This is a genomic window from Pseudoalteromonas sp. R86517 (assembly GCF_042466295.1).
GTDB classification, from domain to species: domain Bacteria; phylum Pseudomonadota; class Gammaproteobacteria; order Enterobacterales; family Alteromonadaceae; genus Pseudoalteromonas; species Pseudoalteromonas atlantica.
The window spans coordinates 270847-296115 of record NZ_JAXHCB010000001.1 but is presented as its reverse complement, the minus strand read 5'-3'; the positions used below and the strand labels follow the sequence as shown (position 1 = coordinate 296115).

Annotated in this window: 28 protein-coding genes and 2 pseudogenes; 17 read left to right on the top strand and 13 right to left on the bottom strand. The window is 41.6% G+C overall.

The annotated features are described in order from the left end of the window. Positions 1-3: 3 nt before the first annotated feature. The 3 genes and pseudogenes from rplM to SJY38_RS01345 form a co-directional block, all read right to left on the bottom strand. On the bottom strand, positions 4-432 hold the full coding sequence (rplM, locus tag SJY38_RS01355) for a 50S ribosomal protein L13 (protein WP_004589103.1): 429 nt from the start codon (positions 430-432) through the stop codon (positions 4-6). Positions 433-717: 285 nt separating this feature from the next. Then, complete coding sequence (zapE, locus tag SJY38_RS01350) at positions 718-1806, bottom strand: cell division protein ZapE (RefSeq protein WP_024033326.1); 1089 nt, start codon at positions 1804-1806, stop codon at positions 718-720. Between the two features lie 95 nt (positions 1807-1901). Beyond that, positions 1902-2030 (bottom strand): annotated as a pseudogene (locus SJY38_RS01345) (hypothetical protein); the annotation flags it as partial. Between SJY38_RS01345 and SJY38_RS01340 the strand changes: the two are divergent. From SJY38_RS01340 to SJY38_RS01330, 3 genes are all read left to right on the top strand, one after another. After that, complete coding sequence (locus tag SJY38_RS01340) at positions 1969-2385, top strand: YhcB family protein (RefSeq protein ID WP_377110191.1); 417 nt, start codon at positions 1969-1971, stop codon at positions 2383-2385. The pseudogene SJY38_RS01345 and the gene SJY38_RS01340 sit on opposite strands and share 62 nt — an antisense overlap. A 149-nt stretch (positions 2386-2534) precedes the next feature. After that, positions 2535-3887, top strand: a complete 1353-nt coding sequence (locus SJY38_RS01335) for a Do family serine endopeptidase (RefSeq protein ID WP_004589100.1) — start codon at positions 2535-2537, stop codon at positions 3885-3887. 100 nt (positions 3888-3987) lie between these two features. Then, entirely contained in the window at positions 3988-5070 is a 1083-nt protein-coding gene (locus tag SJY38_RS01330; protein WP_024033328.1) for a trypsin-like peptidase domain-containing protein, read from the top strand. A gap of 147 nt (positions 5071-5217) precedes the next feature. Here the strand turns inward: SJY38_RS01330 and murA are convergent, their stop codons facing one another. Genes murA through SJY38_RS01295 form a run of 7 tightly spaced genes read right to left on the bottom strand, consistent with a single transcriptional unit; the run spans position 5218 to position 9870 of the window. Continuing rightward, positions 5218-6477 (bottom strand): UDP-N-acetylglucosamine 1-carboxyvinyltransferase, encoded by a 1260-nt coding sequence (gene murA / locus SJY38_RS01325; RefSeq protein WP_004589098.1) that lies wholly within the window; start codon positions 6475-6477, stop codon positions 5218-5220. A 13-nt stretch (positions 6478-6490) separates the two neighbouring features. Beyond that, positions 6491-6748 (bottom strand): BolA family protein, encoded by a 258-nt coding sequence (locus SJY38_RS01320; protein WP_004589097.1) that lies wholly within the window; start codon positions 6746-6748, stop codon positions 6491-6493. Between the two features lie 5 nt (positions 6749-6753). Beyond that, the gene (locus SJY38_RS01315; protein ID WP_024033329.1) at positions 6754-7047 is read right to left on the bottom strand and encodes a lipid asymmetry maintenance protein MlaB; all 294 of its coding nucleotides are present in this window, start codon (positions 7045-7047) and stop codon (positions 6754-6756) included. Then, positions 7040-7720: a phospholipid-binding protein MlaC gene (locus SJY38_RS01310; protein ID WP_377109158.1), complete on the bottom strand. Its 681-nt coding sequence runs from the start codon at positions 7718-7720 to the stop codon at positions 7040-7042. The genes SJY38_RS01315 and SJY38_RS01310 overlap by 8 nt, the downstream gene beginning before the upstream one ends. 5 nt (positions 7721-7725) lie before the next feature. Beyond that, positions 7726-8274 (bottom strand): outer membrane lipid asymmetry maintenance protein MlaD, encoded by a 549-nt coding sequence (mlaD, locus tag SJY38_RS01305; protein WP_004589094.1) that lies wholly within the window; start codon positions 8272-8274, stop codon positions 7726-7728. A 13-nt stretch (positions 8275-8287) separates the two neighbouring features. Beyond that, a complete protein-coding gene (gene mlaE / locus SJY38_RS01300; protein WP_024033330.1) occupies positions 8288-9067 on the bottom strand; it encodes a lipid asymmetry maintenance ABC transporter permease subunit MlaE in 780 nt (259 codons plus the stop codon). Further along, positions 9067-9870, bottom strand: a complete 804-nt coding sequence (locus SJY38_RS01295; RefSeq protein ID WP_004589092.1) for an ATP-binding cassette domain-containing protein — start codon at positions 9868-9870, stop codon at positions 9067-9069. Before SJY38_RS01295 ends, mlaE begins: the two co-directional genes overlap by 1 nt. A 254-nt stretch (positions 9871-10124) precedes the next feature. Here SJY38_RS01295 and SJY38_RS01290 point away from each other — a divergent pair, with 254 nt between their 5' ends. The 12 genes and pseudogenes from SJY38_RS01290 (at position 10125) to mgtE (ending at position 19566) form a co-directional block, all read left to right on the top strand. Beyond that, entirely contained in the window at positions 10125-11093 is a 969-nt protein-coding gene (locus SJY38_RS01290; protein WP_004589091.1) for a calcium/sodium antiporter, read from the top strand. Between the two features lie 2 nt (positions 11094-11095). Beyond that, positions 11096-12066: pseudogene (locus SJY38_RS01285) on the top strand (KpsF/GutQ family sugar-phosphate isomerase). Beyond that, positions 12067-12618, top strand: coding sequence for a 3-deoxy-manno-octulosonate-8-phosphatase KdsC (kdsC, locus tag SJY38_RS01280; RefSeq protein WP_004589089.1), 552 nt, complete (start codon positions 12067-12069; stop codon positions 12616-12618). Further along, on the top strand, positions 12615-13169 hold the full coding sequence (gene lptC / locus SJY38_RS01275; RefSeq protein ID WP_054982305.1) for an LPS export ABC transporter periplasmic protein LptC: 555 nt from the start codon (positions 12615-12617) through the stop codon (positions 13167-13169). Before kdsC ends, lptC begins: the two co-directional genes overlap by 4 nt. Further along, on the top strand, positions 13159-13707 hold the full coding sequence (gene lptA, locus SJY38_RS01270; protein ID WP_004589087.1) for a lipopolysaccharide transport periplasmic protein LptA: 549 nt from the start codon (positions 13159-13161) through the stop codon (positions 13705-13707). The genes lptC and lptA overlap by 11 nt, the downstream gene beginning before the upstream one ends. Beyond that, positions 13704-14429, top strand: coding sequence for an LPS export ABC transporter ATP-binding protein (gene lptB / locus SJY38_RS01265; protein ID WP_004589086.1), 726 nt, complete (start codon positions 13704-13706; stop codon positions 14427-14429). The genes lptA and lptB overlap by 4 nt, the downstream gene beginning before the upstream one ends. 69 nt (positions 14430-14498) lie before the next feature. Then, the gene (locus tag SJY38_RS01260) at positions 14499-15998 is read left to right on the top strand and encodes an RNA polymerase factor sigma-54 (RefSeq protein WP_004589085.1); all 1500 of its coding nucleotides are present in this window, start codon (positions 14499-14501) and stop codon (positions 15996-15998) included. Between the two features lie 27 nt (positions 15999-16025). Next, the gene (gene hpf / locus SJY38_RS01255) at positions 16026-16313 is read left to right on the top strand and encodes a ribosome hibernation promoting factor (protein ID WP_004589084.1); all 288 of its coding nucleotides are present in this window, start codon (positions 16026-16028) and stop codon (positions 16311-16313) included. A 4-nt stretch (positions 16314-16317) separates the two neighbouring features. Beyond that, entirely contained in the window at positions 16318-16770 is a 453-nt protein-coding gene (locus SJY38_RS01250; RefSeq protein WP_004589083.1) for a PTS sugar transporter subunit IIA, read from the top strand. A 19-nt stretch (positions 16771-16789) separates the two neighbouring features. Continuing rightward, positions 16790-17635: an RNase adapter RapZ gene (rapZ, locus tag SJY38_RS01245; RefSeq protein ID WP_004589082.1), complete on the top strand. Its 846-nt coding sequence runs from the start codon at positions 16790-16792 to the stop codon at positions 17633-17635. 40 nt (positions 17636-17675) lie between these two features. Continuing rightward, on the top strand, positions 17676-17948 hold the full coding sequence (locus SJY38_RS01240) for an HPr family phosphocarrier protein (RefSeq protein WP_004589081.1): 273 nt from the start codon (positions 17676-17678) through the stop codon (positions 17946-17948). A 259-nt stretch (positions 17949-18207) separates the two neighbouring features. Further along, positions 18208-19566 carry a magnesium transporter gene (gene mgtE / locus SJY38_RS01235; protein WP_004589080.1) on the top strand — a complete coding sequence of 453 codons (1359 nt, stop codon included), beginning with the start codon at positions 18208-18210 and terminating at the stop codon, positions 19564-19566. A 46-nt stretch (positions 19567-19612) separates the two neighbouring features. On the opposite strand, the gene SJY38_RS01230 is transcribed toward mgtE, so the two are convergent. Then, the gene (locus tag SJY38_RS01230) at positions 19613-22042 is read right to left on the bottom strand and encodes a zinc-dependent metalloprotease (RefSeq protein ID WP_377109155.1); all 2430 of its coding nucleotides are present in this window, start codon (positions 22040-22042) and stop codon (positions 19613-19615) included. A gap of 155 nt (positions 22043-22197) precedes the next feature. On the opposite strand from SJY38_RS01230, the gene SJY38_RS01225 reads away from it, so the two are divergent. Then, entirely contained in the window at positions 22198-23166 is a 969-nt protein-coding gene (locus SJY38_RS01225; RefSeq protein ID WP_377109153.1) for a class 1 fructose-bisphosphatase, read from the top strand. A 118-nt stretch (positions 23167-23284) separates the two neighbouring features. Here SJY38_RS01225 and SJY38_RS01220 read toward each other — a convergent pair whose 3' ends face one another. Beyond that, positions 23285-23611, bottom strand: a complete 327-nt coding sequence (locus tag SJY38_RS01220; protein WP_377109152.1) for a hypothetical protein — start codon at positions 23609-23611, stop codon at positions 23285-23287. Positions 23612-23654: 43 nt separating this feature from the next. On the opposite strand from SJY38_RS01220, the gene SJY38_RS01215 reads away from it, so the two are divergent. Next, the gene (locus tag SJY38_RS01215) at positions 23655-24005 is read left to right on the top strand and encodes a DUF5522 domain-containing protein (RefSeq protein ID WP_029773276.1); all 351 of its coding nucleotides are present in this window, start codon (positions 23655-23657) and stop codon (positions 24003-24005) included. Between the two features lie 29 nt (positions 24006-24034). Here SJY38_RS01215 and SJY38_RS01210 read toward each other — a convergent pair whose 3' ends face one another. Then, complete coding sequence (locus SJY38_RS01210) at positions 24035-25138, bottom strand: capsular biosynthesis protein (RefSeq protein ID WP_095206692.1); 1104 nt, start codon at positions 25136-25138, stop codon at positions 24035-24037. Positions 25139-25269 lie beyond the last annotated feature (131 nt).

The window sequence follows — 25269 nt, the reverse complement described above, 5'->3', positions numbered from 1 at the left end:
TCCTTAAATGTCTAGAACCTGAGGCTGTTGTGCAGCATGGTTGTGCTCAGTACCTGCGTAAACTTTAAGTTTACGGTACATAGCGCGGCCTAAAGGACCACGTGGCAACATGCCTTTAACAGCTTTTTCGATGATCATTTCAGGCTTTGCAGCTTGAAGTTTATCAAAAGTAGTAGACTTAAGACCACCTGGGAAACCAGTATGAGCGTAGTACACTTTATCTTTGAATTTGTTACCAGTTACAGTAACTTTCTCAGCGTTGATAACGATGATGTAATCACCAGTATCTACGTGTGGAGTGTATTCAGCTTTGTGCTTACCGCGTAGGCGATGAGCGATTTCAGTAGCGATGCGACCTAAAGTTTTACCTTCAGCGTCAACTACGTACCAGTCACGTTTTACTGTTTCTGGTTTAGCAACAAACGTTTTCATTTATAAAAATCCAATGTTTTTCAATTAAAACCACAGGCAGTTATTATTAACTACCGCTCTAAGTATGCTATAACCCCTTCGAGTTTTAGACTTTAGCGCCGCTCACAAGTGGCTAAACTATATGAGGACATAGAACGCAACGTGGCAGACGCGGGAGTATACCAGCACTTAAAACACATTGCTACCGAGCGGTTGTTTTTTCCACAAGAAAATTACAAAAATTTATGCATTTATATAAAAACAACAATAAGGGCACTTTAAAGAGTCGATACAGTCGTATTAGCGCTATGCTAAATGCTCTTTTGCTAAATACTCTAAAGACTGCATTTCTTGCAGGCGGCTAATGCAGCGCTTAAATTCAAAGTTAAGATTGCCTTGGGTATAAAGCTGCGTGATCGGTTTTTCAGCCGAAATAATTAATGTTACATGTCGCTCGTAAAACTCATCCACTAAAGCGATAAAGCGCCTAGCTGCATCATCATTATTTTGTCCAAGCTGTTTAACATTAGAAATAATAACAGTGTTATATAAGCGGCTAATTTCCATGTAGTCGACTTGGCTACGTGCGGTTTCGCACAATTCGCTAAATTCAAACATCACTACACACTTGGCCACTTTGCGTGTGTTGATTAAGCGCCCTTCTATTTCTATGGGTTGATCAAGCTCCCCCGCCTCTGGCGATAGCTTATCAAAATATTCAAATAAGTTTTTATCGGCTTGCTCATCTAACGGGCTGTGAAATATTTCGGCTTGCTCAAGTGTACGCAAGCGATAATCAATACCAGAGTCTACATTTACTATTTCTGTGTTCGCTTTTACCAGCTCAATGGCCGGAATAAAACGCGCACGCTGTAAGCCGTTTTTATATAAATCATCAGGTACTATATTAGAGGTAGCGACTAATACTATATTGCGTGCAAATAATGCCTGCATTAAGCCGCCGAGTAACATGGCATCTGTAATATCTTGAACAAAGAATTCATCAAAACAAATAATATCTGTTTCGGCTTTAAATATGTCGGCAACAATTTCCAGTGGATTGCTTTTATTATTTAGCTTTTTTAGTTCATCGTGAACTCGGTGCATAAAGCGATGAAAATGCACACGCATTTTACGCTCACCTGGCAGCGCTTCGTAAAAGGTATCTACTAAATAGGTTTTACCACGCCCTACACCACCCCAAAAATAAAGCCCTTTAATTGGCTCAGGTTCGCTTTTATTAAACAACTTTGCAAAAAAGCCTTGTTGCTGTGGTTTTTTATTTGTGAGGTCATCGTATAAACGTTGTAAATGGCGCACTGCATTTTCTTGTGCTTGGTCATGTACAAAGTCATCGCGCTTAAGATCTTGCTGGTAAGTTTGCCAAGGAGTCATATCTAATTACATTTTAAACACAGTTTAATTTGCACAACATATTAACACGCATCTTAACTCGGGGTATATTACCCACAGGATGATTTATATTTGAATCAGGCATTATTAGATATTTTTTCCCAAAGGGGTAAAGTTATGGGCACAGTTACGTGGGTAGGTTTAATTATTATTACTGCTGTAGTGGCATTTTTTGTTGGTGCATTCGTTACTAAAAAGCAATTTAAGCAAGATGAATTAAAAGAACAAGCCGAGCAAGCACAAAACGCGCTTGAGCAGTATCGCCAAGATGTGGCCGATCATTTAGCAAGCACAGGTAAGCTTGTGAATAAAATGAAAGAAAACTACGACCAACTACTCAGCCATGTTGAAGAAACCAATCAACTCTTACTTGATGATAAAAACAAAGCGCCTAGCGAGCCGTTTTTCTCTAAAGAAACAACAGAGCAATTACAAGCGTCTTTAAAAGAGCGCGAGGTTGACCGTTCATCTGCACATGCACAACCTGCCGATTACGTCTCGGGTGAGTCTGGTTTATTTGCAGGGCAAAATGGCGATACAAAACCTGCAAAAGCCTCTTAACACACTGAGCACGCTAAAATGTTAGTGCTATCTTGAGGAACTTTTTTTTGACCCCATAGTCTTTAAATGTAACAGCTTTATATTTAAATTCGAAAAGGCTGCTTATGCAGCCTTTTTGCTTTTCCTGTGATGTGGAGTACACCCTGACTATGAAAATGAAATTATCACTTATTAGTGCTGCAATCTTATCTACAAGCTTATTACTAAGCCCAATGGCCTCTTATGCAAAACTGCCTATTGCAGTTAACGGCCAACAATTACCCACACTTGCGCCTATGCTTGAGCAAATTACCCCTGGCGTTGTGAGCATTCAGGTTTCTGGCTCAAAAGAAGTGCGCCGCCGTGCAGACCCGCTTGAATACTTTTTTGGTAACCCTCAACCACGTAGTCAAAAGCGCCAATTTAGCGGTTTAGGCTCAGGGGTTATTATTGATGCCGACGAAGGCTATGTAGTAACAAATAACCACGTAATTCAAGATGCCGAAAAAATGGTGGTAACGCTAGAAGACGGCCGTGAATTTGAAGCCACCAAAATTGGTACCGATAAAGAGTCTGATATTGCGCTATTACAAATAGATGCAGATGACTTAACCGAAGTTAAACTGGCAAATTCAGATAAATTGCGTGTCGGCGACTTTGCAGTAGCAATTGGTAATCCATTTGGTTTAAGCCATACAGTAACCTCGGGCATTGTAAGTGCATTAGGGCGTAGTGGTTTAAATATTGAAGGCTATGAAGACTTTATTCAAACCGATGCAGCTATTAACCAAGGTAATTCAGGAGGCGCTTTAGTTAACCTAAATGGTGAACTCATTGGTATTAATACTGCTATTTTAGGTGCCTCGGGTGGAAATGTTGGTATTGGCTTTGCCATTCCATCAAATATGATGAAAAACTTAGTTGACCAAATTATCGAACATGGCGAAGTTCGCCGTGGCTCACTGGGTATTTCTGGCCGCCCACTTGATGCAGGCCTTGCAAAAGCACAGCAACTTGACGTTAAACAAGGTGCTTACGTTATGCAAGTAATGGATGATACCGCAGCAAGCAAAGCAGGTATTAAAGCCGGCGATGTTATTATTAGTATTAATGGCAGCGACATTAGTGGCTTCCACGAGCTGCGTAGTAAAATAGCAACATTAGGTGAAGGACGCGAAGTTAAATTAGGTATTTACCGCGATGGCAAAGTAAAAACCATTAAAGTAACACTTGATGGTGCATCGGGTGTAACCGCCGCAGGCGATGAACTGCATCCTGCATTCCAAGGTGCGACGCTTGAGAACGTGCAAAAAAATGGCACTAAAGGTATTGAAGTCGCCACAGTAGATCCGCGCTCTCCTTCTGCACGTGTTGGTCTTGAAGAAGGTGATGTGATTGTTCAAGTTAACCGCCAACGTGTAGAAAACATTCGTCAAATGAACAAAATTATCGAAGATACCCAAGGTAATATTGTACTTGGCGTTAAACGTGGCAGAGAGTCTATCTTTGTACTTATCCAATAAGTAACACGTTATAAATAAGCAATAAAAATAACAGCAGCACTTGCCGCTGTTATTTTTTTTGTGCCATCATAAAGAATTGCTCACTAACAATAAGAATCTCGTGCTGAAATTACTAAAATTTGTACTTCCCCCTTTGTTTGTCGGTTTAGGTATCGCTTTTTTAGTGGTTTTTTTCAGCCCTAATATGCGCGCCTCTTTACTCCCTAATGTTCCCTTGCCCAGTGCTATGAGCTCAAATCACCTTAGTTTTGCTGACGCAGTTAAACGTGCTGCACCGTCGGTAGTAACTATTTTTTCAGAAAGCATTTCTAAAGAGCCTCGCTATAAGCAACAAAACACCGTTCAAGAGCTTGGCTCTGGCGTAATTATGGCGCAAGACGGCTACATATTAACTAACTACCACGTTATAAATAATGCAGATCAAATCTTGGTTATTTTAACCGATGGCCGACGCTTTTTTGATGTGCAGTTAATTGGCTTTGACACCATTACCGATTTAGCCTTATTGAAAATTAACGCCGACCACCTGCCGGTGATCCCCGTAAACGATAATTACACCACCAGTGTAGGTGATGTAGTGCTGGCCATTGGTAACCCACTCAATTTAGGGCAAACCATCACCCAAGGTATAATTAGTGCCACCGGTAAACAAAAAATTACCGATAGCCCTTATAACAACTTACTGCAAATGGATGCTGCTATAAATGTAGGTAACTCTGGCGGTGCTTTGGTTAATTCAAATGGTGATTTAGTAGGGATCACGTCTGCGCAATTTAAAACCCGTGAAAACCTAAATATCCAAGGAATATTTTTTGCTGTTCCTTATTCGCTCGCTAAAGAAGTAATGGCAAAGCTAATACGCCATGGCCGTGTAGTACGTGGCTATTTAGGCTTTGAAGGCACCGCTGTAGATAGCACGGGCAAAGAGGTAAACGACAGCCTTACTGAGGTTGCTGGTATGCGCATCACCAATTTAGACCCATTAGGCCCTGCATGGCAAGCTGGCATTGAAGAGCAAGACATCGTTATTAAAATTGCAGGGTTAAGTGTGGCCAACCCGCAAAAAGTACTCGAAAAAATAGGCAATACACAGCCCGGTAAAGAAATAGAATTTGAGCTGTACCGAAACGGTAAAGTAGAAAAAATAATGGTTAGAGTTGCAGAGCTCGAAACTAAACTCTAACCAAAATGGCAATAAAAAGGTCGGATAGCAATACGCGTATCCGACCTTTTTTTATGTCTAAAGTAAACTGTGTTTAACTCAGCGCGCTTAATTTAGGAGCAAGTGTGCTCTCACCTCAAAGCGAATAAATATTATTGCGAATGGGTATTAGCTACTTCTGCGCTTAATATTGGCACCTAAGCCACTGAGTTTATCTTCAATGCGTTGATAGCCTCGGTCTACGTGGTAAATACGATCGACTACCGTTTCACCTTGCGCCACAATACCGGTTAAAATTAAGCTTGCAGAGGCGCGTAAATCGGTTGCCATTACTTGTGCGCCACTTAAACTTTGCGTTTCACCACAAATAGCGGTGTGCCCTTCTAAACGAATATTAGCGCCCATGCGTTGTAACTCTGGTACGTGCATAAAGCGGTTTTCAAAAATGGTTTCGGTAATTGTTGCACTACCATTAGCCACTACATTTAACGCGGTGAACTGCGCTTGCATGTCGGTTGGAAAACCAGGGTGTGGCATGGTTTTAATATTAACGGCTTTGAGCTCACGATTACGCATATCTAAATAAATGCTGTCATCGTTTACTTCAACTAATGCATTCGCGGCACGTAATTTTTCAATAACAGGCTCAAGTGAATGAAAATCTGTTTTTTTACAAAGTACTTCGCCTGCAGCCATCGCTGCTGCAACTAAAAAAGTGCCCGTTTCAATGCGGTCAGGTAAAATGCTGTGCTCACAGCCGCCTAAACGCTCTACGCCGTCAATTTCTATACGGCTTGTACCTGCACCAGTAATTTTTGCACCCATAGCAATTAGGCAATTGGCAAGGTCAATAATTTCGGGCTCGCGTGCTGCGTTTTCAAGCACCGTTTTACCATCGGCAAGTGCTGCGGCCATTAGTAAGTTTTCGGTTGCGCCAACACTGACCATTTCCATGAAAATTTCAGCGCCTTTAAGGCGGCCTTCTACCTTTGCATTGATATAACCGTTTTCAACGTTTATTTGTGCGCCCATGCGCTCTAAACCTTGAATATGTATATCAACCGGACGTGCACCTATAGCACAGCCACCAGGTAGCGATACCTGCGCCTCACCAAAACGCGCTACTAAAGGCCCTAGAGCCAAAACAGAGGCACGCATTTGCTTAACTAAATCATAAGGAGCAAGCGTTTTATTAACGGTCGCGCCATCAATATACAGTGTATCGCCTTGCCAATTTACAGTTGCGCCTAAGGTGCTTAAAAGCGCCTCAGTGGTCACAATATCGCGAAGGCGAGGAACATTCGTAAATGTACTTTTACCATCGGCAAGCAGTGCGGCAAACAAAATTGGTAATGCGGCATTTTTAGCGCCAGAAATAGTTACTTCACCCGCAAGTGAAGTGCCACCTTGAATTACAAACTGATCCATTAAGAGGCCTTAACTATTGAGGTAAAATAAATTTTTGTTCACGCTTCCACTCAGTTGGCGTAAATGCACGAATTGATACAGCGTGAATTGTACCGTCTGAAATAGTATTCATTAATGGGCCATAAACTAGCTGTTGCTTTTTAACGCGGCTTAAACCGTCAAAGCACTCACCTACTGCAATTACTTCATAATGGCTACCATTGGCTTTTACTTTTACTTCAGATAATTGAAGTTCGTCGCGTAATAATGTTTCGACTTGGCTAGTTTCCATAACTCTCACTCAAATAAAGTTGTTACCTGACCCAACTGCATTAAATTTTGCAATTGCTCAGGTGGATTTTGCAATTCAAGGCGTGTGCCCTGTTGCTTAAATTCAGCAAAAGAGTGAATTAACCAAGCTAAGCCCGCTGTGTCAACCCTCATTACCTCACAAAGGTCAAAATAGATGGTTTTATGCTTACTTAATGACTTGGCGTTCAGAAGCTGTTCATTGCCAATTGAGCTGCGGGTAAGTTCACCACTTACCCTATAGTGCTGCTCATCTACTTGGCTAATTGCCAATTTAGTCATTGCTGTTGTTGCCTCTAAATTGCACAGGTAACAGGCTCTTTTGCTCTAGTAATTTACTTACGTGTGCAATACCTTGCTGGCGTAAAATACCTTGTAGCTCACTTTGTTTTGCATCGAGTAAGCTAATTCCTTCTGCAATCATATCGTATGCGCGCCACTCACCGCTGCGATCTTCACGCACTTTAAAATCAATTTTTATGTCAGGCTTGCCATCTTCTGTAATTTTAGTTTTTACTACAACTACATCTTTGCCTTTAAATGGTTGCTCTGCGCCAAATTCTACATGTTGGTCAGTGTATTGAGTAAATACACCCGCGTAAGTAGCAACTAAATAGCCTCTAAACGCGCCAATAAATTCTTGGATGTCTTTAATTGCTTCGGCTTTTTCGGCTTCATCGGTAATTGCACGCACTTTAGACACTTCACTACCCAACACACGAAGTGCTGCATATTTGTAGTCTATGTAAGGCATCAGCTCTTCTTCTACAATAACACGAAGGTGTTCTTTATCTTTAGTGATAAGCGGTTGATCTTTTTTAATGCGCTCAAATGTATGCTCTGCTACCTGACGCACCATTTTGTTAGGATCTGTCAGTTTAACTTCGGCTGCGCTAACACTTTGCACAGCTAGGGTTGCACCAAGTGCAATAACGGCTAAAAACTGTTTCAACATAATAATTACTCACTACCTTGGTTGAATAAAAACTGCCCAATTAACTCTTCTAAAACAAGTGCAGACTTAGTATCTGTGATTGAATCACCATCACCTAACGCTTTGCTCTCTACGCCAAATAACTCATCGATTGCTTGATCTTGTGCGTTTTCGGTCACTGTTTCACCTAAACAGCGCTGCTCTGCTGCATTAGGAGAAATAACAGGGTGAATACCTAAGTACTGCTCCCCTAAAATACCCGATGTTAAAATTGAGATTGAGCTAGTGTCTGAAAAACGACATAAATACTGTGCATCTATCGTCATATTTACCACTGGCAAAAACTCCTGTGGGTGTACATAAATAGATTCAACACGGCCAATCACTACACCGCCTACTTTTACCGGTGCACGCGCTTTAAGTGAGCCGATATTTTCAAACTTTGCATTTAGCGTGTAGGTTTCGCCCGACCCGCTAATACCCGAATTAGCCACTTTAAGTGCTAACATTGCAAACGCTAAAATGCCTAATGCGACAAAAAAGCCAACTAAAATCTCTAATTTCCGTGAATTCATTATCTATACCCTATTAGCTGGTAAACATTACCGCTGTCAAAATAAAGTCAAACCCTAATACTGCCAGTGATGAGTGAACAACTGTTTCTGTTGTTGCTTTACTGATCCCTTCTGAGGTTGGGATACAGTCGTAGCCCTTATAAAGCGCAATCCAGGTCACTACCATGGCAAATACAAAACTTTTTATCATGCCGTTTAATACATCTTCTTGAAACGATACTTGCGATTGCATTATCGACCAAAAGCTGCCGGTATCTACGCCTAACCAATCAACCCCAACTAAATGAGCACCGATAATAGCAACCGCAGAAAAAATAAGTGCAAGCAATGGCATACTAATAAAACCTGCCCAAAAACGCGGTGCAATAATGCGCTTGAGAGGATCAATGGCCATCATTTCTAGTGAAGAGAGTTGCTCGGTGGCTTTCATTAAGCCTATTTCTGCCGTTAGCGCACTTCCAGCGCGACCAGCAAATAATAGCGCTGTAACCACAGGGCCTAGTTCGCGTAATAAACTAAGCGCAACTAATGGGCCTAGGCTGTCTTCGGCGCCATAGCCAACCAATACAGTGTAACCTTGCAGCGCAAGCACCATACCAATAAACAAACCCGACACCATAATAATTAATAATGATTGCGAACCAACCATATAAAGTTGGCGCACTAACAGCGGTGTGCCTTTTTTAAAGTTAGGTACATTCCACAATGCATTAAAAAGCATGTTGGCAGAGCGCCCTAATGCAGCAAAACGCCCCAGCGTTTTATGACCTAACTTTTGAAATAAATCCAACATTAAGCGTTTTCTCCTAACAGCTCATCAGCATACGTTTGTGCAGGATAATGAAATGGCACAGGCCCATCCGATAACCCTTTTAAAAACTGCTGTACTAATGGAGATTCATGATTACGCATTTCATCCGGTGTCCCTGCCCCTATTACGCCTTGATCGGCAATAATAATAACGTGATCGGCAATACTCATTACCTCCGTCACATCGTGGGTTACAATAAGGGATGATAAACCTAGCACTTCATTTAACGACTTAATAAGCTTTACCAATACGCCCATAGATATTGGGTCTTGGCCGGCAAAAGGCTCATCATACATAATAAGTTCTGGGTCCAGTGCAATAGCACGTGCAAGTGCTGCTCGTCTGGCCATACCGCCAGAAAGCTCAGAAGGCATTAAATCTTTTGCACCGCGTAAACCCACCGCTTGCAGTTTCATTAATACGACTAGTTTAATTAACGCTTCACTTAACTTGGTGTGCTCTCGCAGAGGAAATGCAATGTTGTCAAATACCGACATATCAGTAAATAACGCACCGCTTTGAAACAGCATGCTCATTTTGGTTCGTGCCGCATATAACTCTTTGCGCGACATACTAGGAATACTGCCGCCTTCGAATAAAATATCGCCGGCGTCAGGCTTAAGCTGCCCACCAATTAAGCGTAGCATTGTGGTTTTGCCAATTCCGCTTGGCCCCATAATCGCTGTTATCTTACCTTTAGGAACACTAAAACTCATATTTTTATATATGGTTCTATCGCCTCGCGAAAAGCTAACATCCTTGACTTCTACTATTGATTGCGACAAGTCGCTCTCCGTAACAATGTTCACTCGTGCTCCTATTTTAAGGGTTTTTTAGCCAAGATGGAAAAAACAATTCGTAAGATTTTGTAATACGCCTACAAAAAGCGCTCTAAGGCTGAAGTAAATTGCCTTAACCTTTGCTTAAGCGCATAAAATTCACGCACTGCAATAGTAGACCCTGCTCTTTTGCTTATACTTTCATGTTGGCTTTTGTTACTATTCGCGCCATCTGTATTTTGAACATCTGGCTTAACATAATGGTTACCTCGTTTGTTATTTTAATTCTTGGTTTTGCTGCACTTGTGTGGAGCGCCGACCGATTTGTATACGGTGCGGCAGCGCTTGCTAAAAACTTTGGAGTCCCTACTTTAATTGTTGGCTTAACGGTTGTTGCTATGGGTTCTTCGGCCCCTGAAATGATGGTATCGGCCTCGGCTGCTTTGGCAAATAAAACCGACACAGCGGTCGGTAACGCGGTAGGTTCAAATATAACAAACATATTACTTGTGTTAGGTATTACTGCGCTGCTACGCCCTTTGAGTGTGTCATCAAGCACTTTAAAACGCGAAATGCCGCTTGTTATGCTGGTATCCTTGGCTACGTGGTATGTATTTTCAGACAACTACTTCTCACTTACCGAAGGGGTGGCATTGCTAGTTGCATTTGCTGTATTTATTGGCGGTTTGATTGTGGTTTCTTTGCGCGCAAAAAATCAAGATGACCCTTTTGTTTCAGAAGCCTGCGATGAGGTTCCTAACGATGTACCAACTAAAAAAGCCGTTTTATGGCTAATTGTCGGCATGGTTTTATTGCCTGTTAGCTCACACTTTTTAGTTGGTTCAGCAGTCGATATTGCTAAATACTTTGGTTTAAGCGACTTAGTAATTGGCTTAACCATTATCGCCATTGGCACAAGCTTGCCTGAACTTGCAGCTTCTGTAGCGGGTGTACTTAAAAACGAAGATGATTTAGCCCTAGGTAATATTGTGGGCTCAAATATATTTAATATTTTAGCGGTATTACCGCTTGCAGGTATTATTAACCCATCAGTGGTTGACCCGTCACTTGCAAACCGCGACATACTTATTATGTTAGGTGCTACGCTTGCGCTTATTATTATGTCATTGAACTTTAGAGGTTCTCAGCGTATCAATAGAGTAGAAGGTGGCCTATTACTCATCGCATTTTTGGCGTACCAAGGTTATATTTTTAGTCAAGTAGGGTAACAATGGCACAACTAAATTTTATAGAGCAAGGTTTACGCGTATTAAACATTGAACGCCAAGCGCTTGCTGATATTACACAATATGTTGACGAAAACTTTCATAGTGCGTGTCAGCTCATGTTTGATTGCCAAGGCCGCATTATTGTTATTGGCATGGGTAAATCAGGCCATATTGGTAATAAAATTGCTGCTACCCTTGCAAGTACAGGCAGCCCTGCTTTTTTGTTCACCCAGGCGAAGCAAGCCATGGTGATTTAGGCATGATAACCAAAAATGACGTGGTTATGCTTATATCAAACTCGGGCGAAACCAGCGAAGTACTTAATATTATTCCGGTGCTTAAACGCCTTGGCGCAAAAATAATATCGATGACAGGCAACCCGCTCTCTACTATGGCAACACTTGCCGATGTGCACGTATGCATAAAAGTAGAACAAGAAGCCTGTTTATTAGGTTTAGCGCCTACAGCAAGCACCACTGCCACTTTAGCGATGGGTGATGCAATGGCGGTTGCGCTTTTAGAAGCACGCGGCTTTACCGCCGATGACTTTGCACTCTCTCACCCTGGCGGCAGTTTAGGTAAGCGATTGTTGCTCACTTTAAAAGATGTAATGCACAGCGGCGCAAACACCCCTATTATAGGTGTAACGAAAACAATTAAAGACGCGTTAATAGAAATGTCAGCAAAAGGGCTGGGCATGACCGCTATTGTAGATAACAATCAACAGCTTGCAGGCCTTTTTACCGACGGTGACTTACGCCGTATTTTAGAGCAAAGAGTGGATATACATAGCACCGCTATTAGCCAAGTTATGACCAAATCATGCACAACTGCCACGGCCGATATACTTGCAGCTGAAGCCCTAAACATAATGGAAAACAAACGTATTAATGGTTTAATTGTGGTCAATGATAAAAACCAGCCAATAGGCGCCTTAAATATGCAAGACCTCTTAAAAGCAGGAGTATTATAAATGCAATTTGAAGATCTCTATCAACCGCTAAGCGATGATGCCAAAGCACGCGCCAAAAAAGTAAAACTACTCATATGCGACATTGATGGTGTATTTTCTGATGGCCGAATTTACCTCGGTAACCAAGGCGAAGAATTAAAAGCATTTAATACAAAAGATGGTTTTGGCATTAAAGCGCTGATCAATAGCGGTTTTGAAGTTGCGGTCATTACGGGGCGTCACTCAGAAATAGTACAAACTCGCATGAGCAGCTTAACCGTGCAGCACATTTATCAAGGCCAAGAAGACAAACTTATTGCTTATCAAGAACTCAAAAACACTTTAAAGTTAACTGATGAACAAATAGCCTATATTGGTGACGATGGCCCTGACATGCCAGTAATGGAGCGCGTTGGCTTTGCCGTTGCAGTAAACGATGCGCACCCGCTTATTAAGCGCTTATCGCATTACACTACGCAAATGCCTGGCGGCTTTGGCGCCGTTAGAGAGCTCACAGACTTACTTATGCTAGAGAATGGCATAGCGCTTACAACACAAGGCACCAGTTCATGAATGCAGCACGCGTTATACTCAGTGCGTTATTCATCGGCTGTATGGTTTGGCTTTGGTACCCTTATTTTACCCAAACCAATGTAGCGCCAGAGCAAGAACCTGAAGTAATTGCAAAGCCCGATTACACCGCTATAGAGCTTAAGCAAACAGCCTATGACGAGCAAGGCAAAATAAGCCATAAAGTCACAGCGGCTAAAATGGAGCTGTACCAACAGCTTGGTTTTACGTTTTTTGAAAAACCTATTTTCACCTTGTATAACGAAAAGCAAACATGGCGAATAAATGCAGACGAAGCAACGCTTTACGAAGATAAACAACTTATTTTAGAAGGCAATGTGGTTGCTAAAAATTTAGTTGATAACGCCATGATAGATAACATCGATGCCGATAACATCGAAGTCGACATTAAAGCGCTAACAATGCGCTCTGAGCAGCCAGTGGTTGTCACTGGGCCTAATTTAAAAATTGTCGGTAAAGGCCTTGAAGCCGATTTAAAAACCGAAGTAATAAAACTAATTAACCATACGCGAACAATATATTATGACCAATAAACTCACTAAAATACTTATTATCCCATCGCTAATGCTTGCATTTAGCGCCTCTGCTGCTGAGCCTGCTGCTCAACCGCCAGCAAATCAAATTTCTATTAGTGCAGACCGTCAAGAAGGCCAACTTAAAGAAAACGTAGGTATTTTTGAAAAGAACGTCGAAATTGTGCATGGTAATCGCAAAATTACAGCCGACCGACTCGAAGTACATAAACGTGAAGACTTAGGGGATAACAAACAACTCCTTATTGCCACTGGCAGCCCAGCCTACTTCGAAGAAAAACAAGACGACGGTACCGTAATGAGTGCCAGCGCAAACGAAGTACGTTACGACGTAGCAAAGCGCTTTTTAACGCTTGTTGGCGATGCTGAAGTCGCACAAGCCGGTCAAAAAATTAATGCTAAAAGTATTACCTACGACATGCAGCAGCAGCTTATTAGCGCAGAAAAAGACGAAAACTCTACGGATCGTGTCCATACAATTTTAGTGCCTGTTGAAGCAAAAATTAAAGAAAAAACAGGTAACGAAGGTCAACCATGAGCACCTTAAAAGCAGAACTATTAGCAAAAAGCTATAAAGGCCGCCAAGTTGTAAAAAATGTAGGCCTTGAAGTAGAAGCCGGCAGCATTGTTGGCTTATTGGGCCCTAATGGCGCAGGTAAAACCACCACCTTTTACATGATTGTAGGGTTAGTACCTAGCGACAAAGGTAAAATTTCTATTGATGATAACGACATTACGTTATTACCTATGCACAGCCGCGCCCGCTTAGGCATTGGCTATTTGCCGCAAGAGTCATCAATATTTAGAAAGCTGACAGTTTATCAAAACTTAATGGCTATTTTAGAAACGCGTAAAGAGCTCAATAAAGCCGCACGAGAAGAAACGCTTAACAACTTACTTGATGAATTTAGTATTCAGCATATTCGCGATAGCCAAGGTATGGCGCTTTCTGGTGGTGAACGCCGCCGTGTAGAAATTGCCAGAGCACTGGCAGCAAACCCTAAATTTATTTTATTGGATGAGCCTTTTGCTGGTGTTGATCCGATTTCAGTGTTAGATATAAAGAAAATAATAGAGCATCTTAAAAACCGTGGCATTGGCGTATTAATTACCGATCACAATGTAAGAGAAACCCTTGATGTTTGTGAAAAAGCCTACATTGTTTCTCATGGGGAGCTAATTGCATCTGGCACCCCAGAACACGTATTAAATGACAAAACTGTACGCGATGTTTATTTAGGCGAGCAATTTAGGCTGTAACATTTAAGCCACACCTACAAGCATCTGCTAATATTAATTATAACAACATAAAAGGATTGTTAGAGATACATGAGGCAATCATTACAGCTGCGCATGGGCCAGCAACTTACAATGACTCCACAATTGCAACAAGCGATTCGCTTGCTGCAGCTCAGTACATTGGATCTCCAGCAAGAAATACAAGAAGCACTTGATAGCAACCCGCTATTAGAAGTAGAAGAGCAAGATTACACGGAAGAGTCGGCTGGAAAAAATGAACAAAAAGCAGATACGGATGATGTAACCGTAAGCGCATCGGCTGACGATACAACCAGCGAGTACGAGCAAGACAGTGGCGAAGCTTTAAATAAAGACACCGTTAGCGATGATATGGCAATGGATGTAACTTGGGATGAGTACATGAGCGCAGCCCCTGCTGCATCCTCAGGCCCAATGCCAGAAGATGAGTCTATTTATCAAGGTGCCTCTACTGAAACGCTACATGAGTATTTAATGTGGCAGCTTCAGCTTACTCCTTTTAGCCCAACTGACGAAGCCATTGCTATTGCCATTGTAGAAGCTGTAGATGACTCGGGTATTTTAACGCTAAGTTGCGAAGAAATTTTAGAAAGCTTTAACCAAGAAAACGATGACGAAGTTGAAGTTGAACTTGATGAAATAGAAGCCGTTTTAAAACGTATTCAGCTATTTGACCCTGTAGGTATAGCCGCGCGCAGTTTACAAGAGTGCTTGTGCATTCAGCTAAACCAGTTTGATAAAGACACCCCTTTTATAGAACAAACAAAAATGATCTTAACCGATCACATTGATCTATTAGCGGCACGCGACTATCGTACATTAATGAAAAAGACTAAGCTTAAAGAAGACGAGCTTAAAGAGGTCATGACCCTAATACATACCCTCAACCCAAAACCTGCAGATACAATAGTAAGGGAAGAGTCGGAGTATGTAATACCGGATGTGTCGGTTAAAAAAATAAAAGGCCGCTGGGTGGTAGAGCTAAACCCAGATAGCATGCCAAAAATACGCGTAAATAGTCAGTACGCGGCTATGTCACGTACCGTAAAATCAAGTGGTGATAGCCAGTTTATTCGTTCTCACTTACAAGAAGCTAAATGGTTTATAAAAAGCCTTGAAAGCAGAAACGACACGCTGCTTAAGGTAACAAACTGTATTGTAAAACAGCAACAGGCATTTTTTGAACATGGCCCAGAAGCCATGAAGCCAATGGTTTTAAACGATGTTGCTGAGATGGTAGAAATGCATGAATCGACAATTTCGCGTGTTACAACACAAAAATATATGCATACGCCACGTGGTATTTTTGAGCTTAAGTATTTTTTCTCAAGCCACGTAAGCACAGAAAACGGCGGAGAGTGTTCATCAACCGCAATACGTGCCCTAATTAAAAAGCTAATTGCCGCGGAAAACTCAGCTAAACCATTGAGTGATAGTAAAATTGCGGATATATTGGCAGAGCAAGGAATTAAAGTAGCTAGACGCACAATAGCAAAATACCGTGAATCGCTAGCTATTCCACCGTCAAATCAGAGAAAGAGTTTGATATAAGACGTAAAAAACAAAGAGGAAATGCTTATGCAACTAAACCTAACTGGTCGTCACGTAGAAGTAACTGATTCACTTAGAGACTATGTAAATAATAAATTTGCAAAGCTAGAAAGGCACTCAGATCATATTAGCAATGTGCATGTCATTCTCGATGTAGAAAAACTCAACCAAAAAGCAGAAGCGACTATTCATGTAAGTGGCGCAGATTTATTTGCCTCAACAGAGCACCAAGATATGTATGCCGCTATAGACTCGTTGATTGACAAGCTCGATCGTCAAGTCATAAAACATAAAGAGAAGCTTGCTAGACACTAATATTATGAAATTAAGTACATTAGTATGCCAGGACTGCAGCAAAGCTGCGGTCCTTTTTAGTAGTAAAAAAAGAATTTTAGAGTTTATCAGTGAGCTTGCTCATGAAAAGCTCCCCTACTTACCACAACAAGATATTCTTAATGCGCTGGCAAGCAGAGAAAAGCTAGGCAGTACTGGTATTGGCCGGGGTATCGCCATTCCTCATGGCAGAATGGGTGGCGTAGAAGAGCCGCTGGCTTTAGTACTTGTTAGCGACACGCCTGTTAACTTTGATGCTATTGATAACTGCCCTGTTGATATTTTTGTTGCACTCATCGTACCAGATGGCGATAACCAACAGCACCTAAAGACTCTGGCAACCATAGCTGATAAACTGAGCAACAAAGAATTTTGTAAACAGCTGCGTAGTGCTAAAACCGATGCAGAGCTTTATCAAGTAATTGTTGATCAATCGTAGTAAATACTAAGGGCTATAAATGGAGTTAATTATCATAAGCGGCCGTTCTGGTTCAGGTAAGTCGGTTGCTTTACGCGTGGTTGAAGATTTAGGCTATTATTGCGTAGATAATATTCCGGTCAACTTACTGCCCTCTTTAGTGCGAAGTGTTTCAGATAACTATGACAAAATAGCCGTTAGTATAGATGTTCGTAATATCCCCAAAGAACAAGACGAATTTAACGATATTCTCGAGTACCTTCCTGACTTTGCTAAACCCACACTGTTTTATTTAGATAGTGATGATCAAACACTGATCAAACGTTTTTCAGAAACACGCAGATTACACCCTTTATCCATCGATTCGCTGCCGCTTGATTTAGCAATAAAAAAAGAAAAAGAACTGCTTGATGTACTCGTAACGCGCGCTGACTTTATGCTAGATACCACCGATTTAAGTGTGCACCAATTAGCAGAGTCAATTCGCGAAAAAATACTGGGTAAAAAAGATAAGCAACTTATTGTAACGTTTGAATCGTTTGGCTTTAAACACGGCATACCTAAAGAAGCTGATTATGTTTTTGATGCTCGCTTTTTGCCAAACCCCCACTGGGAGCCTGAACTTAAACCGCTTACGGGCCTTGATCAACCAGTAAAAGATTTTTTGGCAAATCACAGCATAGTGCAAAAATTCACTTGGCAAATTCAAACCTTTGTACAAACTTGGCTGCCACACTTAGAGCGCAATAACCGTAGTTACCTCACTATTGCAATTGGCTGTACTGGTGGTCAACATCGCTCGGTTTATTTAGCGCAAGCCATTGGTGAGAGCTTTGCTATGACGCATCCGAATGTCAAAATTCGTCATCGTGAGCAAGAAAAGTAACCTTAAAATAATAACCTGTTCAGTTTAGGTATAGTAATTTATGCGCTGTGAAGACACATTTTTAATAAAAAATAAATTAGGCTTACACGCCAGAGCGGCAACGGTCCTTGCGCAATTAGCTGTGCAGTTTGATGCTAAAATCACCTTACACCAAGATGATAAAGAAGCCGCAGGCGACAGCGTATTAGCTTTAATGCTACTTGAAAGCAGTAAAGGTAAAGAAGTTAAAGTAGTCTGTGAAGGCCCTGATTCAGAGCAAGCTTTGCATGCGGTTGGGCAATTAATTGCACAACGATTTAACGAACAAGAATAACTTAAAGCACCATAGCCTTATAAGTTAAAGTCTTATCAGGCTGAACTATAAAGATTTAGTAAGTTAGGGTATTCCGACTCGCCTAATTTAGTGCTTTAATTTAAGGTAATAAAGCCATGCCCCTGCTAAATTTGGTTACTTAATTTTAAACACTAATTTAGCCCCAGCATTGGGTTTAGCACAAAAAATAAAGAAAATGACAGTGGGCAACACCACTTACTAAACACCTTTCCATTACACAAAAATATTTAGGATGCCAATGCCAGAAGCGTTTGAACAAGACTATCCACTACAGCAACTAAAACAAGTGACTAAATCACTTAATAGTGGGCAATTTGTTCAAGTAAGACGCATGCTAGCAAAAACAGCACCTTGTGATACAGCACTGCTGCTTGAATCCTCTCCGCATAAAATTAGACGCATGCTTTGGCAACTGGTTGACCCAGATGTGCAAGGGGATGTGCTAGAAGAGCTCTCTGAAGATGTACGCTTAGGTATCATTGCACAAATGGAACCTGAGCATATTGCCGCGGCCACTGAGGATATGGGCCACGATGATTTAGGTGAAGTCCTGCGTAGCCTACCTGATACCGTGTACAAAGATGTGGTTAGCGCTATGGATACGCAAGACCGCGAACGCGCTACACAAGCTTTATCTTACCAAGAGCGCTCTGCAGGCGCGCTAATGAACACCGATACGGTGACCATTCGCCCAGACGTTACTCTTGATGTTGTGCTGCGTTATATTAGGCTACGCGGTGAGCTGCCAGAGGGCACCGATGATTTATACGTTGTTGATAAACATAACTGTTTTTTAGGTGCATTATCACTTAGTACACTGTTAACTAATCCGCCTGAAAAAATTGTTCAAGATTTAATGGATGAAGACTGTGAGTCTATCCCTATTTCGATGGATGAAAGTGAAGTTGCTCAGTTATTTGAGCGCCATAACTGGATATCGGCCCCTGTAGTCGATGATAACGCCCACTTGCTTGGGCGTGTCACTATTGATGATATTGTTGATGTTATTCGTGAAGATGCAGAGCACAGCTTATTAAGCCTTGCCGGTCTTGATGATGAAGAAGACACCTTTGCTCCTGTTTTAAAAAGCTCAAAAAAGCGTTCAGTATGGCTTGGCGTTAACTTACTCACAGCCTTAGCTGCCGCCTTTGTGGCCAGCTTTTTTGAAAGCACCTTAGATATATTACCTATTTTAGCTGTACTCAATGGCATTGTGCCCTCAATGGGTGGTGTAGCAGGTAGCCAATCTTTAACTCTAGTTATTCGCGGTATTGCCGTGGGCCATATTAACCAAACTAACCAACGATTTTTAATGGCTAAAGAGCTGGCGATAGGCGCATTAAACGGGGTTATTTGGTCAATACTTATAGCCAGTGTAATTGCGCTTTGGCAATGGGATTTTATGCTTGGCGGCGTGCTCGCATTTGCAATGTTTATGAACCTCGTAGTGGCTGGTGTTGCTGGCGCATGTATTCCTATTTTATTGAAAAAAATGAATATAGACCCTGCACTTGCAGGTAGTGTTGTACTTACAACGGTGACTGATATTGTCGGTATTTTTGCCTTTTTAGGCACCGCAACGTGGCTACTTATTTAGCAACCTGAGCTCAGGTTAAGTAGCCACTACACACTAAAACATATAATTAAATTGGTGAGCCCGGTGGCATTGGTAAACCACTGAAGTTTTCAGGCCACTTACCTACTTTTAAAAACTGTTTTATTTGCTCTGCTAAATACTGTTTAAATGCGCTTTCTCCTACACTGGTATTACTTAACATTGAGTTTTGATTGTACTCTTTGCTTAGTTTTACCAAGTAGAAACGTAACTGCGCCTGCACCTCTGGACTTACCTTGTCGCTAGTGACTAAATCAGCCATATTTTTTGCAGTTAAAAATTGCACCCGCTGGGTGATTTTGCCTTTCATTGTATTAGGTGATGACACATTAAACACCTGGCTGTAAAGCTGCTCTAGCAACTCATCTAAGCTGTAAAAATTATAATTACGAACTTGTTGTTGAGCTAAACGATTTAAACGCTGTGGGTTTAATAATAACGATAAACTATGCTGCGCAGCTACTTCTGGCAAAGCCATCGCATCAAGTGTTAAACCCGTACGCCCTATTATGCTTTCACGCGATTTAGACTCCCCATACGCTTTTGGCGGAATAAGCGCTAACACCGACTCAGGCAAAATTAAATTAGCCGGTTTTAATGTTGTTAAAATAGCACTAAGCGCCGCTTGCTGCTGCGCTTTTGCAACCACTTGCGCGCCCTTAGCAGGTGAGTTGTTACGTGTTTCGTATTCGTAGTTAACCCCCGCAATTAGCTTAACTGCAGCCTCTACTTGATAGCGATGAAATAAATAAAGCGGCACGAGTTTTTCTTCTAACTGCGAGAGTGCATCGCCCGTTTTAATGTTGTTAATACCAAATTGCGAAAGCGCTTTTTTACGTACATCAAGCACTCTAAGTAACTCTTGCGCTGGGTTAGTACCGTTATCCCATAAGTGCGCTGTAGGGTGTGCCCCGCCCTTTGCGCGTGCGTCGCTATCAGATATAAACTCAAGGCCCTTCGTTTTGTTCTCTTTTAATATTGCTGCAAGCTCAGCACTTTCATCTTGATTAGTAAAGTCGCTGTAACCATATTTAATAACTTGGGTATCCCATACGCCCATACCGCTTGCATAGCCGCGGGTTACATCAAGCTCGCCTTGCTCGTTAAAGCTAAGTAATGGGTGCGGGTAATCCATAACCGACGCTCTATCCCCCACCGAGGCTGCAAAGTTATGTGCAATGCCCAGCGTATGGCCAATTTCGTGAGCACTTAACTGGCGAATCCTATCAAGTGCCATTGCCTGTAAGTTTTTAGCCACCTCGTTACCTTTTAAATAAGGCGCACCAAGGGCTTCTGCAATTAAAATATCTTGGTGTACACGCAATGAGCCTAGTGTTACATGCCCTTTGAGTATTTCGCCGGTACGAGGGTCTATAACAGAGCTTCCGTAAGACCATCCACGTGTAGCACGATGCACCCACTGAATAACGTTATAGCGAATATCCATAGGATCAGCATTGCTCGGCAATACTTTGACTATAAATGCGTTTTTATAGCCTGCTGCGCTAAAGGCATCATTCCACCACTTACCGCCTTCAAGTAACGCGCTTTTAACCGGCTCAGGCACGCCAGGATCTAGGTAATAAGTAATAGGCTCAACGGGTTCACTAATCGGTAAACTTGGATCTTTTTTAGCTAAGCGATGACGCGGTATATAGCGCACAAACATAGATTCACCAAGGGGGGCTGCGTAGTCTTTATGCTCAATGCTCCAATACCCTGATTGCGGGTCAAATTTGCGCGGCGTGTATTTATCATCAGGTAATTTAATAAGTGAGTGGTGCATATGTACAGTAAGTGCGTATGCATCGGCACTTACTTGGCGCACAAATTTACCTGGTTTAGTGCCCTTAAACGTTAATACTGCTTCAAGCTCGGTATTTTTTACAAACGCTTTTGAGCGATTCATATACACAGCGCTGCGTGATTCATCAAGGCTAAAGCTGCCTTGCTCGCGCGCTGCAAGCGTACGGCTTACCCCGTGTACATCGCTTAATAAATAAGGTGTGTAATCAATCAGGAGCGTTTTTTCGCTTTGCGCTACCACTTTAAAGCCCGCTAAAATACTGGATGCAAAGGCCTCTTTAATACTTTGCTGCTCAGCTTTGTTAGTAGTATTAGCGCGATAATATGTATTTAGCGCGCGTAACATTACTTTATCGCCAAAACGCTCAAACTGAACTAAATGCGTGTTACCAAGTTGGCCTCTATCTAAGCCTATATCGTTAGAGCCAACACCATAGGGTAAGCTTTGCTGAAGTAAAAATTGCTGCTCTAATTTATCTACTTTTAAAAACACTTTGCCGTTTTGAGTATCGTAATAAAACGAAAAGTACCCAGGAAAGTGATTCATTTGCGCAGTAAATTCATCTATAGGCTTAATTGCTGCGTGCGCTTGGGTTATCATAGAGCACAGCACAGTAAAGAATATGTAACTTATTAGTGGTATTTTTTTCATAATCTTATCTTTGTTATTGGCGTTTTAAGTACGATTAGGTGGCACCATTATTACAGTGCTATTTAAACAATACAGGTATTTAAGACGAAATTCAGCGCACTAAGTTAATCTCTCTCACATTTAGATTAGCTAGTACACGTTATCAGGAAAATAGAATGCGTAGACTCCCACCAGTATTACTAGAAGACGGTTGTCCTAGAGAACTTTTATCGTTAATTAGAACCATTTTAGCAGCATGTAAAGAAATTTCGTTTCGTGTTGGCCAAGGTGCGCTCTCTGGCGTATTAGGCTCAACGCTTGATGAAAACATTCAAGGCGAAACCCAAAAAAAGCTCGATGTATTATCTAATCAGCTTTTAAAAGATATTTTACTGGAGTCTGGGTCAGTTAAAGCCATCGCCTCAGAAGAGGAAGACTACACCGTAGCTGGCAACCAAGACGCTAAATACATTGTGGCGTTTGACCCGCTTGATGGCTCATCAAATACCGATATTAACTCGCTAGTGGGTACTATATTTTCAATTATGGAAGCCCCAGAAGGCTCAGACGCCGCCGATCAAAGTATATTTATGCAGCCAGGCCACAAACAAGTTGCTGCAGGTTACGTGCTTTACGGCCCATCAACTATGCTTGCACTTACTACAGGTAAAGGCACACGCATGTTTACGCTAGATAAAACCCAAGGTAGCTTTTTACTAACACAAGACTTTGCCACTATCCCTGCTGATACAAACGAATTTGCCATTAATGCGTCAAACCAGCGTCATTGGCAGCCAGCAATGCAAAACTATATTAATGACTTACTCGCTGGCGATACCGGCCCACGTGCTAAAAACTTTAACATGCGCTGGATTGCCGCTATGGTTGGCGATGTGCACCGTGTACTTAGCCGTGGTGGTTTATTTACCTACCCAACCGACACCAAAGATGCAAATAAACCTAATAAACTACGTTTACTGTACGAAGCCAACCCCATGGCTATGCTAGTTGAGCAAGCAGGGGGCATCGCATCTACGGGTACTGCGCGTATTATGGATATTCAACCCGATGCAATCCACCAGCGTGTGGCGGTAATATTAGGCTCTAAAAACGAAGTAGAAACGTGCTTGGGATATCATAAGTAAATTAATTGTCAGTTGTAAAAAATACTAAGCCGCATTTAATTTAAATACGGCTTTTTTATTTATTCGTTACATATAACCGCAGTAAGTTGGCATCTAAAATAAGAGTCAGCCTAAATATCTAGCCCTTCAATAATGTCAGTAATTGTTCAAGCTTTTGGCTATCAAGCTCTCCCATTTGCTCACTATTACTGAGCGCAAAAATAACCCCTTCGTGTTCGGCGCAATTTATATCATCTCGCGATTCAACCACATTTGCCCATAGCTCTAAATCATCTATCTCTATTTCGTGGTTTACACAACGTGTTAGCACGTCAATCAATACCGGCTTTGTGAGTGTATAACCGGGAGCACTTTCCTCTGCTGGGGTAGAAATAATAACGCTAATAGCATCATCTCTTTGCTCACCAAAGGTAATAAATTCGGCCAATGCTTTTTGTATATTCATAATATTTGTTATTCTTGCTGCTCTACTGCTGATAAGACTTAAAATGACGAGATTAAACTGCTCACAATGCCACACTGCGCTTAGTTGTAATGTAAACGATATAAACGCATGTTGGTGTAACCAATTACCTGCTATTTTACCGCTTGAAGAGTCAGCAACAAGCTGTTTATGCCCGCAATGTACGCTTAATAAAATAAACGCTTATTTAGCGCATATTTATACTCAGCCAATCAAAGCACAAATTGAGTTTGCTAAAAAGTTTAGAGGTAATGACAATTTAATTGAAGGGCTAGACTACACCATGCAAAATGGCTACATGGTGTTTAGTAAATGGTTTTTTTTAAAGCGAGGAACATGCTGTAAAAATGGCTGTAAAAATTGCCCTTACAGCTAAATCACAACATGTTGATATACAATACGCGGTTAAATAAGTTCGTTGGGCACACTGTTGCTATATTGTGCAAATTTATCCGCCCCTTTAAAACGTAACTCAATTGCTTTGATATGCTCTTCTTCGGCGTGTTTCCAAACGCCCGGCACACTATACACATGCTTTAAATAGCAAAAAAATTTATCGCGTAGTTGCGGATTAAACTGCCATCCTTGAGCTACATCTGCTACTTGGGCAGCTAAGCCCTCACGAGTATCAGCATGCTTAACTAAGCCTTCTATATTATAACAAGCCTGCCCTACAGTAATTACGCGCTTATTTAGTAACAGTGCTTCTAAACCAACCGTAGAGTTGATAGTGATCACCGCTTCTGCGCATTCAATAAGTTCACAGGTTTTATTGCCGTTTGCAAAAAGTGCAATTGGGTCTTTATCGTATAAATGGGTGTAATGCTTGTGCCACGACGGGTGTTCTTTAAAAACGACCTTTAAACTAGGGTCGTTCAATGCTTTCACTGCGCTAACAACTTCATCGTATAGCATTTCCATTGAGTCAATCCATGGCGAAAAGCTCGCTAATTGCGTATCGTGAGGCACTTGAAAAGGCACAAATATGTAGCGTTCAGGTATATTTTCAGCTGCAAAATCACAGCGTTTTTTATGGTTTTCTCGTGGGACAAGCGCCGGTGCATCAAAGTTTAAGGCATTATTTGCATTAAAATTTAAATAAAAATCAGGATCTCGACTTAGCGACGCATTAAAGTTAATCCCTTGAGGGTCTAAACTGGTGGTACCCGGAAGCAAACCATTTTCATAATAAAATTGCTTAATACCCAGTGCCTTGGCAGCCATAGCAACGGTAGTATTAGGCAGTTTATTACCATTCCATATCACCATTACATCTGGGTTAACTTCAGTTAATAAAGCTAAATATTTTGCGTAACGTAAACGCTCAAAAAAGCGCAGCCCCACTTTGTAAACCGCCGATACTAAAGCATTGTTCCAAAGGTTATTACGGGCGCGCTTACGTTTTAGTTGTGCATTAATAACATCGTTAAAATCAACTTTAAACGCTTTACTTAAATAGTGTATAGCTGAAAGCTTTGGCGCCCCCATAACATGCAGTTGGCAATCCATACTCAGCTTTTTGATTATTTTTTTATAGTACTTTGCGTGTACATTTTTGCGGGATATAAATAGGTAAGACATACAAGCTGTGCGCGCCAATTATTGTTTATAGGAAATAATACTAAGTGGACACTATTACA

Bases quoted from the DNA above. Each gene is read 5' to 3' on its own strand.
- rplM (WP_004589103.1), bottom strand. From the start codon at position 432: ATGAAAACGTTTGTTGCTAAACCAGAAACAGTAAAACGTGACTGGTAC.
- zapE (WP_024033326.1), bottom strand. From the start codon at position 1,806: ATGACTCCTTGGCAAACTTACCAGCAAGATCTTAAGCGCGATGACTTT.
- SJY38_RS01335 (WP_004589100.1), top strand. From the start codon at position 2,535: ATGAAAATGAAATTATCACTTATTAGTGCTGCAATCTTATCTACAAGC.
- murA (WP_004589098.1), bottom strand. From the start codon at position 6,477: ATGGATCAGTTTGTAATTCAAGGTGGCACTTCACTTGCGGGTGAAGTA.
- SJY38_RS01320 (WP_004589097.1), bottom strand. From the start codon at position 6,748: ATGGAAACTAGCCAAGTCGAAACATTATTACGCGACGAACTTCAATTA.
- SJY38_RS01315 (WP_024033329.1), bottom strand. From the start codon at position 7,047: ATGACTAAATTGGCAATTAGCCAAGTAGATGAGCAGCACTATAGGGTA.
- SJY38_RS01310 (WP_377109158.1), bottom strand. From the start codon at position 7,720: ATGTTGAAACAGTTTTTAGCCGTTATTGCACTTGGTGCAACCCTAGCT.
- mlaD (WP_004589094.1), bottom strand. From the start codon at position 8,274: ATGAATTCACGGAAATTAGAGATTTTAGTTGGCTTTTTTGTCGCATTA.
- mlaE (WP_024033330.1), bottom strand. From the start codon at position 9,067: ATGTTGGATTTATTTCAAAAGTTAGGTCATAAAACGCTGGGGCGTTTT.
- SJY38_RS01290 (WP_004589091.1), top strand. From the start codon at position 10,125: ATGGTTACCTCGTTTGTTATTTTAATTCTTGGTTTTGCTGCACTTGTG.
- kdsC (WP_004589089.1), top strand. From the start codon at position 12,067: ATGCAATTTGAAGATCTCTATCAACCGCTAAGCGATGATGCCAAAGCA.
- lptC (WP_054982305.1), top strand. From the start codon at position 12,615: ATGAATGCAGCACGCGTTATACTCAGTGCGTTATTCATCGGCTGTATG.
- lptA (WP_004589087.1), top strand. From the start codon at position 13,159: ATGACCAATAAACTCACTAAAATACTTATTATCCCATCGCTAATGCTT.
- lptB (WP_004589086.1), top strand. From the start codon at position 13,704: ATGAGCACCTTAAAAGCAGAACTATTAGCAAAAAGCTATAAAGGCCGC.
- SJY38_RS01260 (WP_004589085.1), top strand. From the start codon at position 14,499: ATGAGGCAATCATTACAGCTGCGCATGGGCCAGCAACTTACAATGACT.
- hpf (WP_004589084.1), top strand. From the start codon at position 16,026: ATGCAACTAAACCTAACTGGTCGTCACGTAGAAGTAACTGATTCACTT.
- SJY38_RS01250 (WP_004589083.1), top strand. From the start codon at position 16,318: ATGAAATTAAGTACATTAGTATGCCAGGACTGCAGCAAAGCTGCGGTC.
- rapZ (WP_004589082.1), top strand. From the start codon at position 16,790: ATGGAGTTAATTATCATAAGCGGCCGTTCTGGTTCAGGTAAGTCGGTT.
- SJY38_RS01240 (WP_004589081.1), top strand. From the start codon at position 17,676: ATGCGCTGTGAAGACACATTTTTAATAAAAAATAAATTAGGCTTACAC.
- mgtE (WP_004589080.1), top strand. From the start codon at position 18,208: ATGCCAGAAGCGTTTGAACAAGACTATCCACTACAGCAACTAAAACAA.
- SJY38_RS01230 (WP_377109155.1), bottom strand. From the start codon at position 22,042: ATGAAAAAAATACCACTAATAAGTTACATATTCTTTACTGTGCTGTGC.
- SJY38_RS01225 (WP_377109153.1), top strand. From the start codon at position 22,198: ATGCGTAGACTCCCACCAGTATTACTAGAAGACGGTTGTCCTAGAGAA.
- SJY38_RS01220 (WP_377109152.1), bottom strand. From the start codon at position 23,611: ATGAATATACAAAAAGCATTGGCCGAATTTATTACCTTTGGTGAGCAA.
- SJY38_RS01215 (WP_029773276.1), top strand. From the start codon at position 23,655: ATGACGAGATTAAACTGCTCACAATGCCACACTGCGCTTAGTTGTAAT.
- SJY38_RS01210 (WP_095206692.1), bottom strand. From the start codon at position 25,138: ATGGATTGCCAACTGCATGTTATGGGGGCGCCAAAGCTTTCAGCTATA.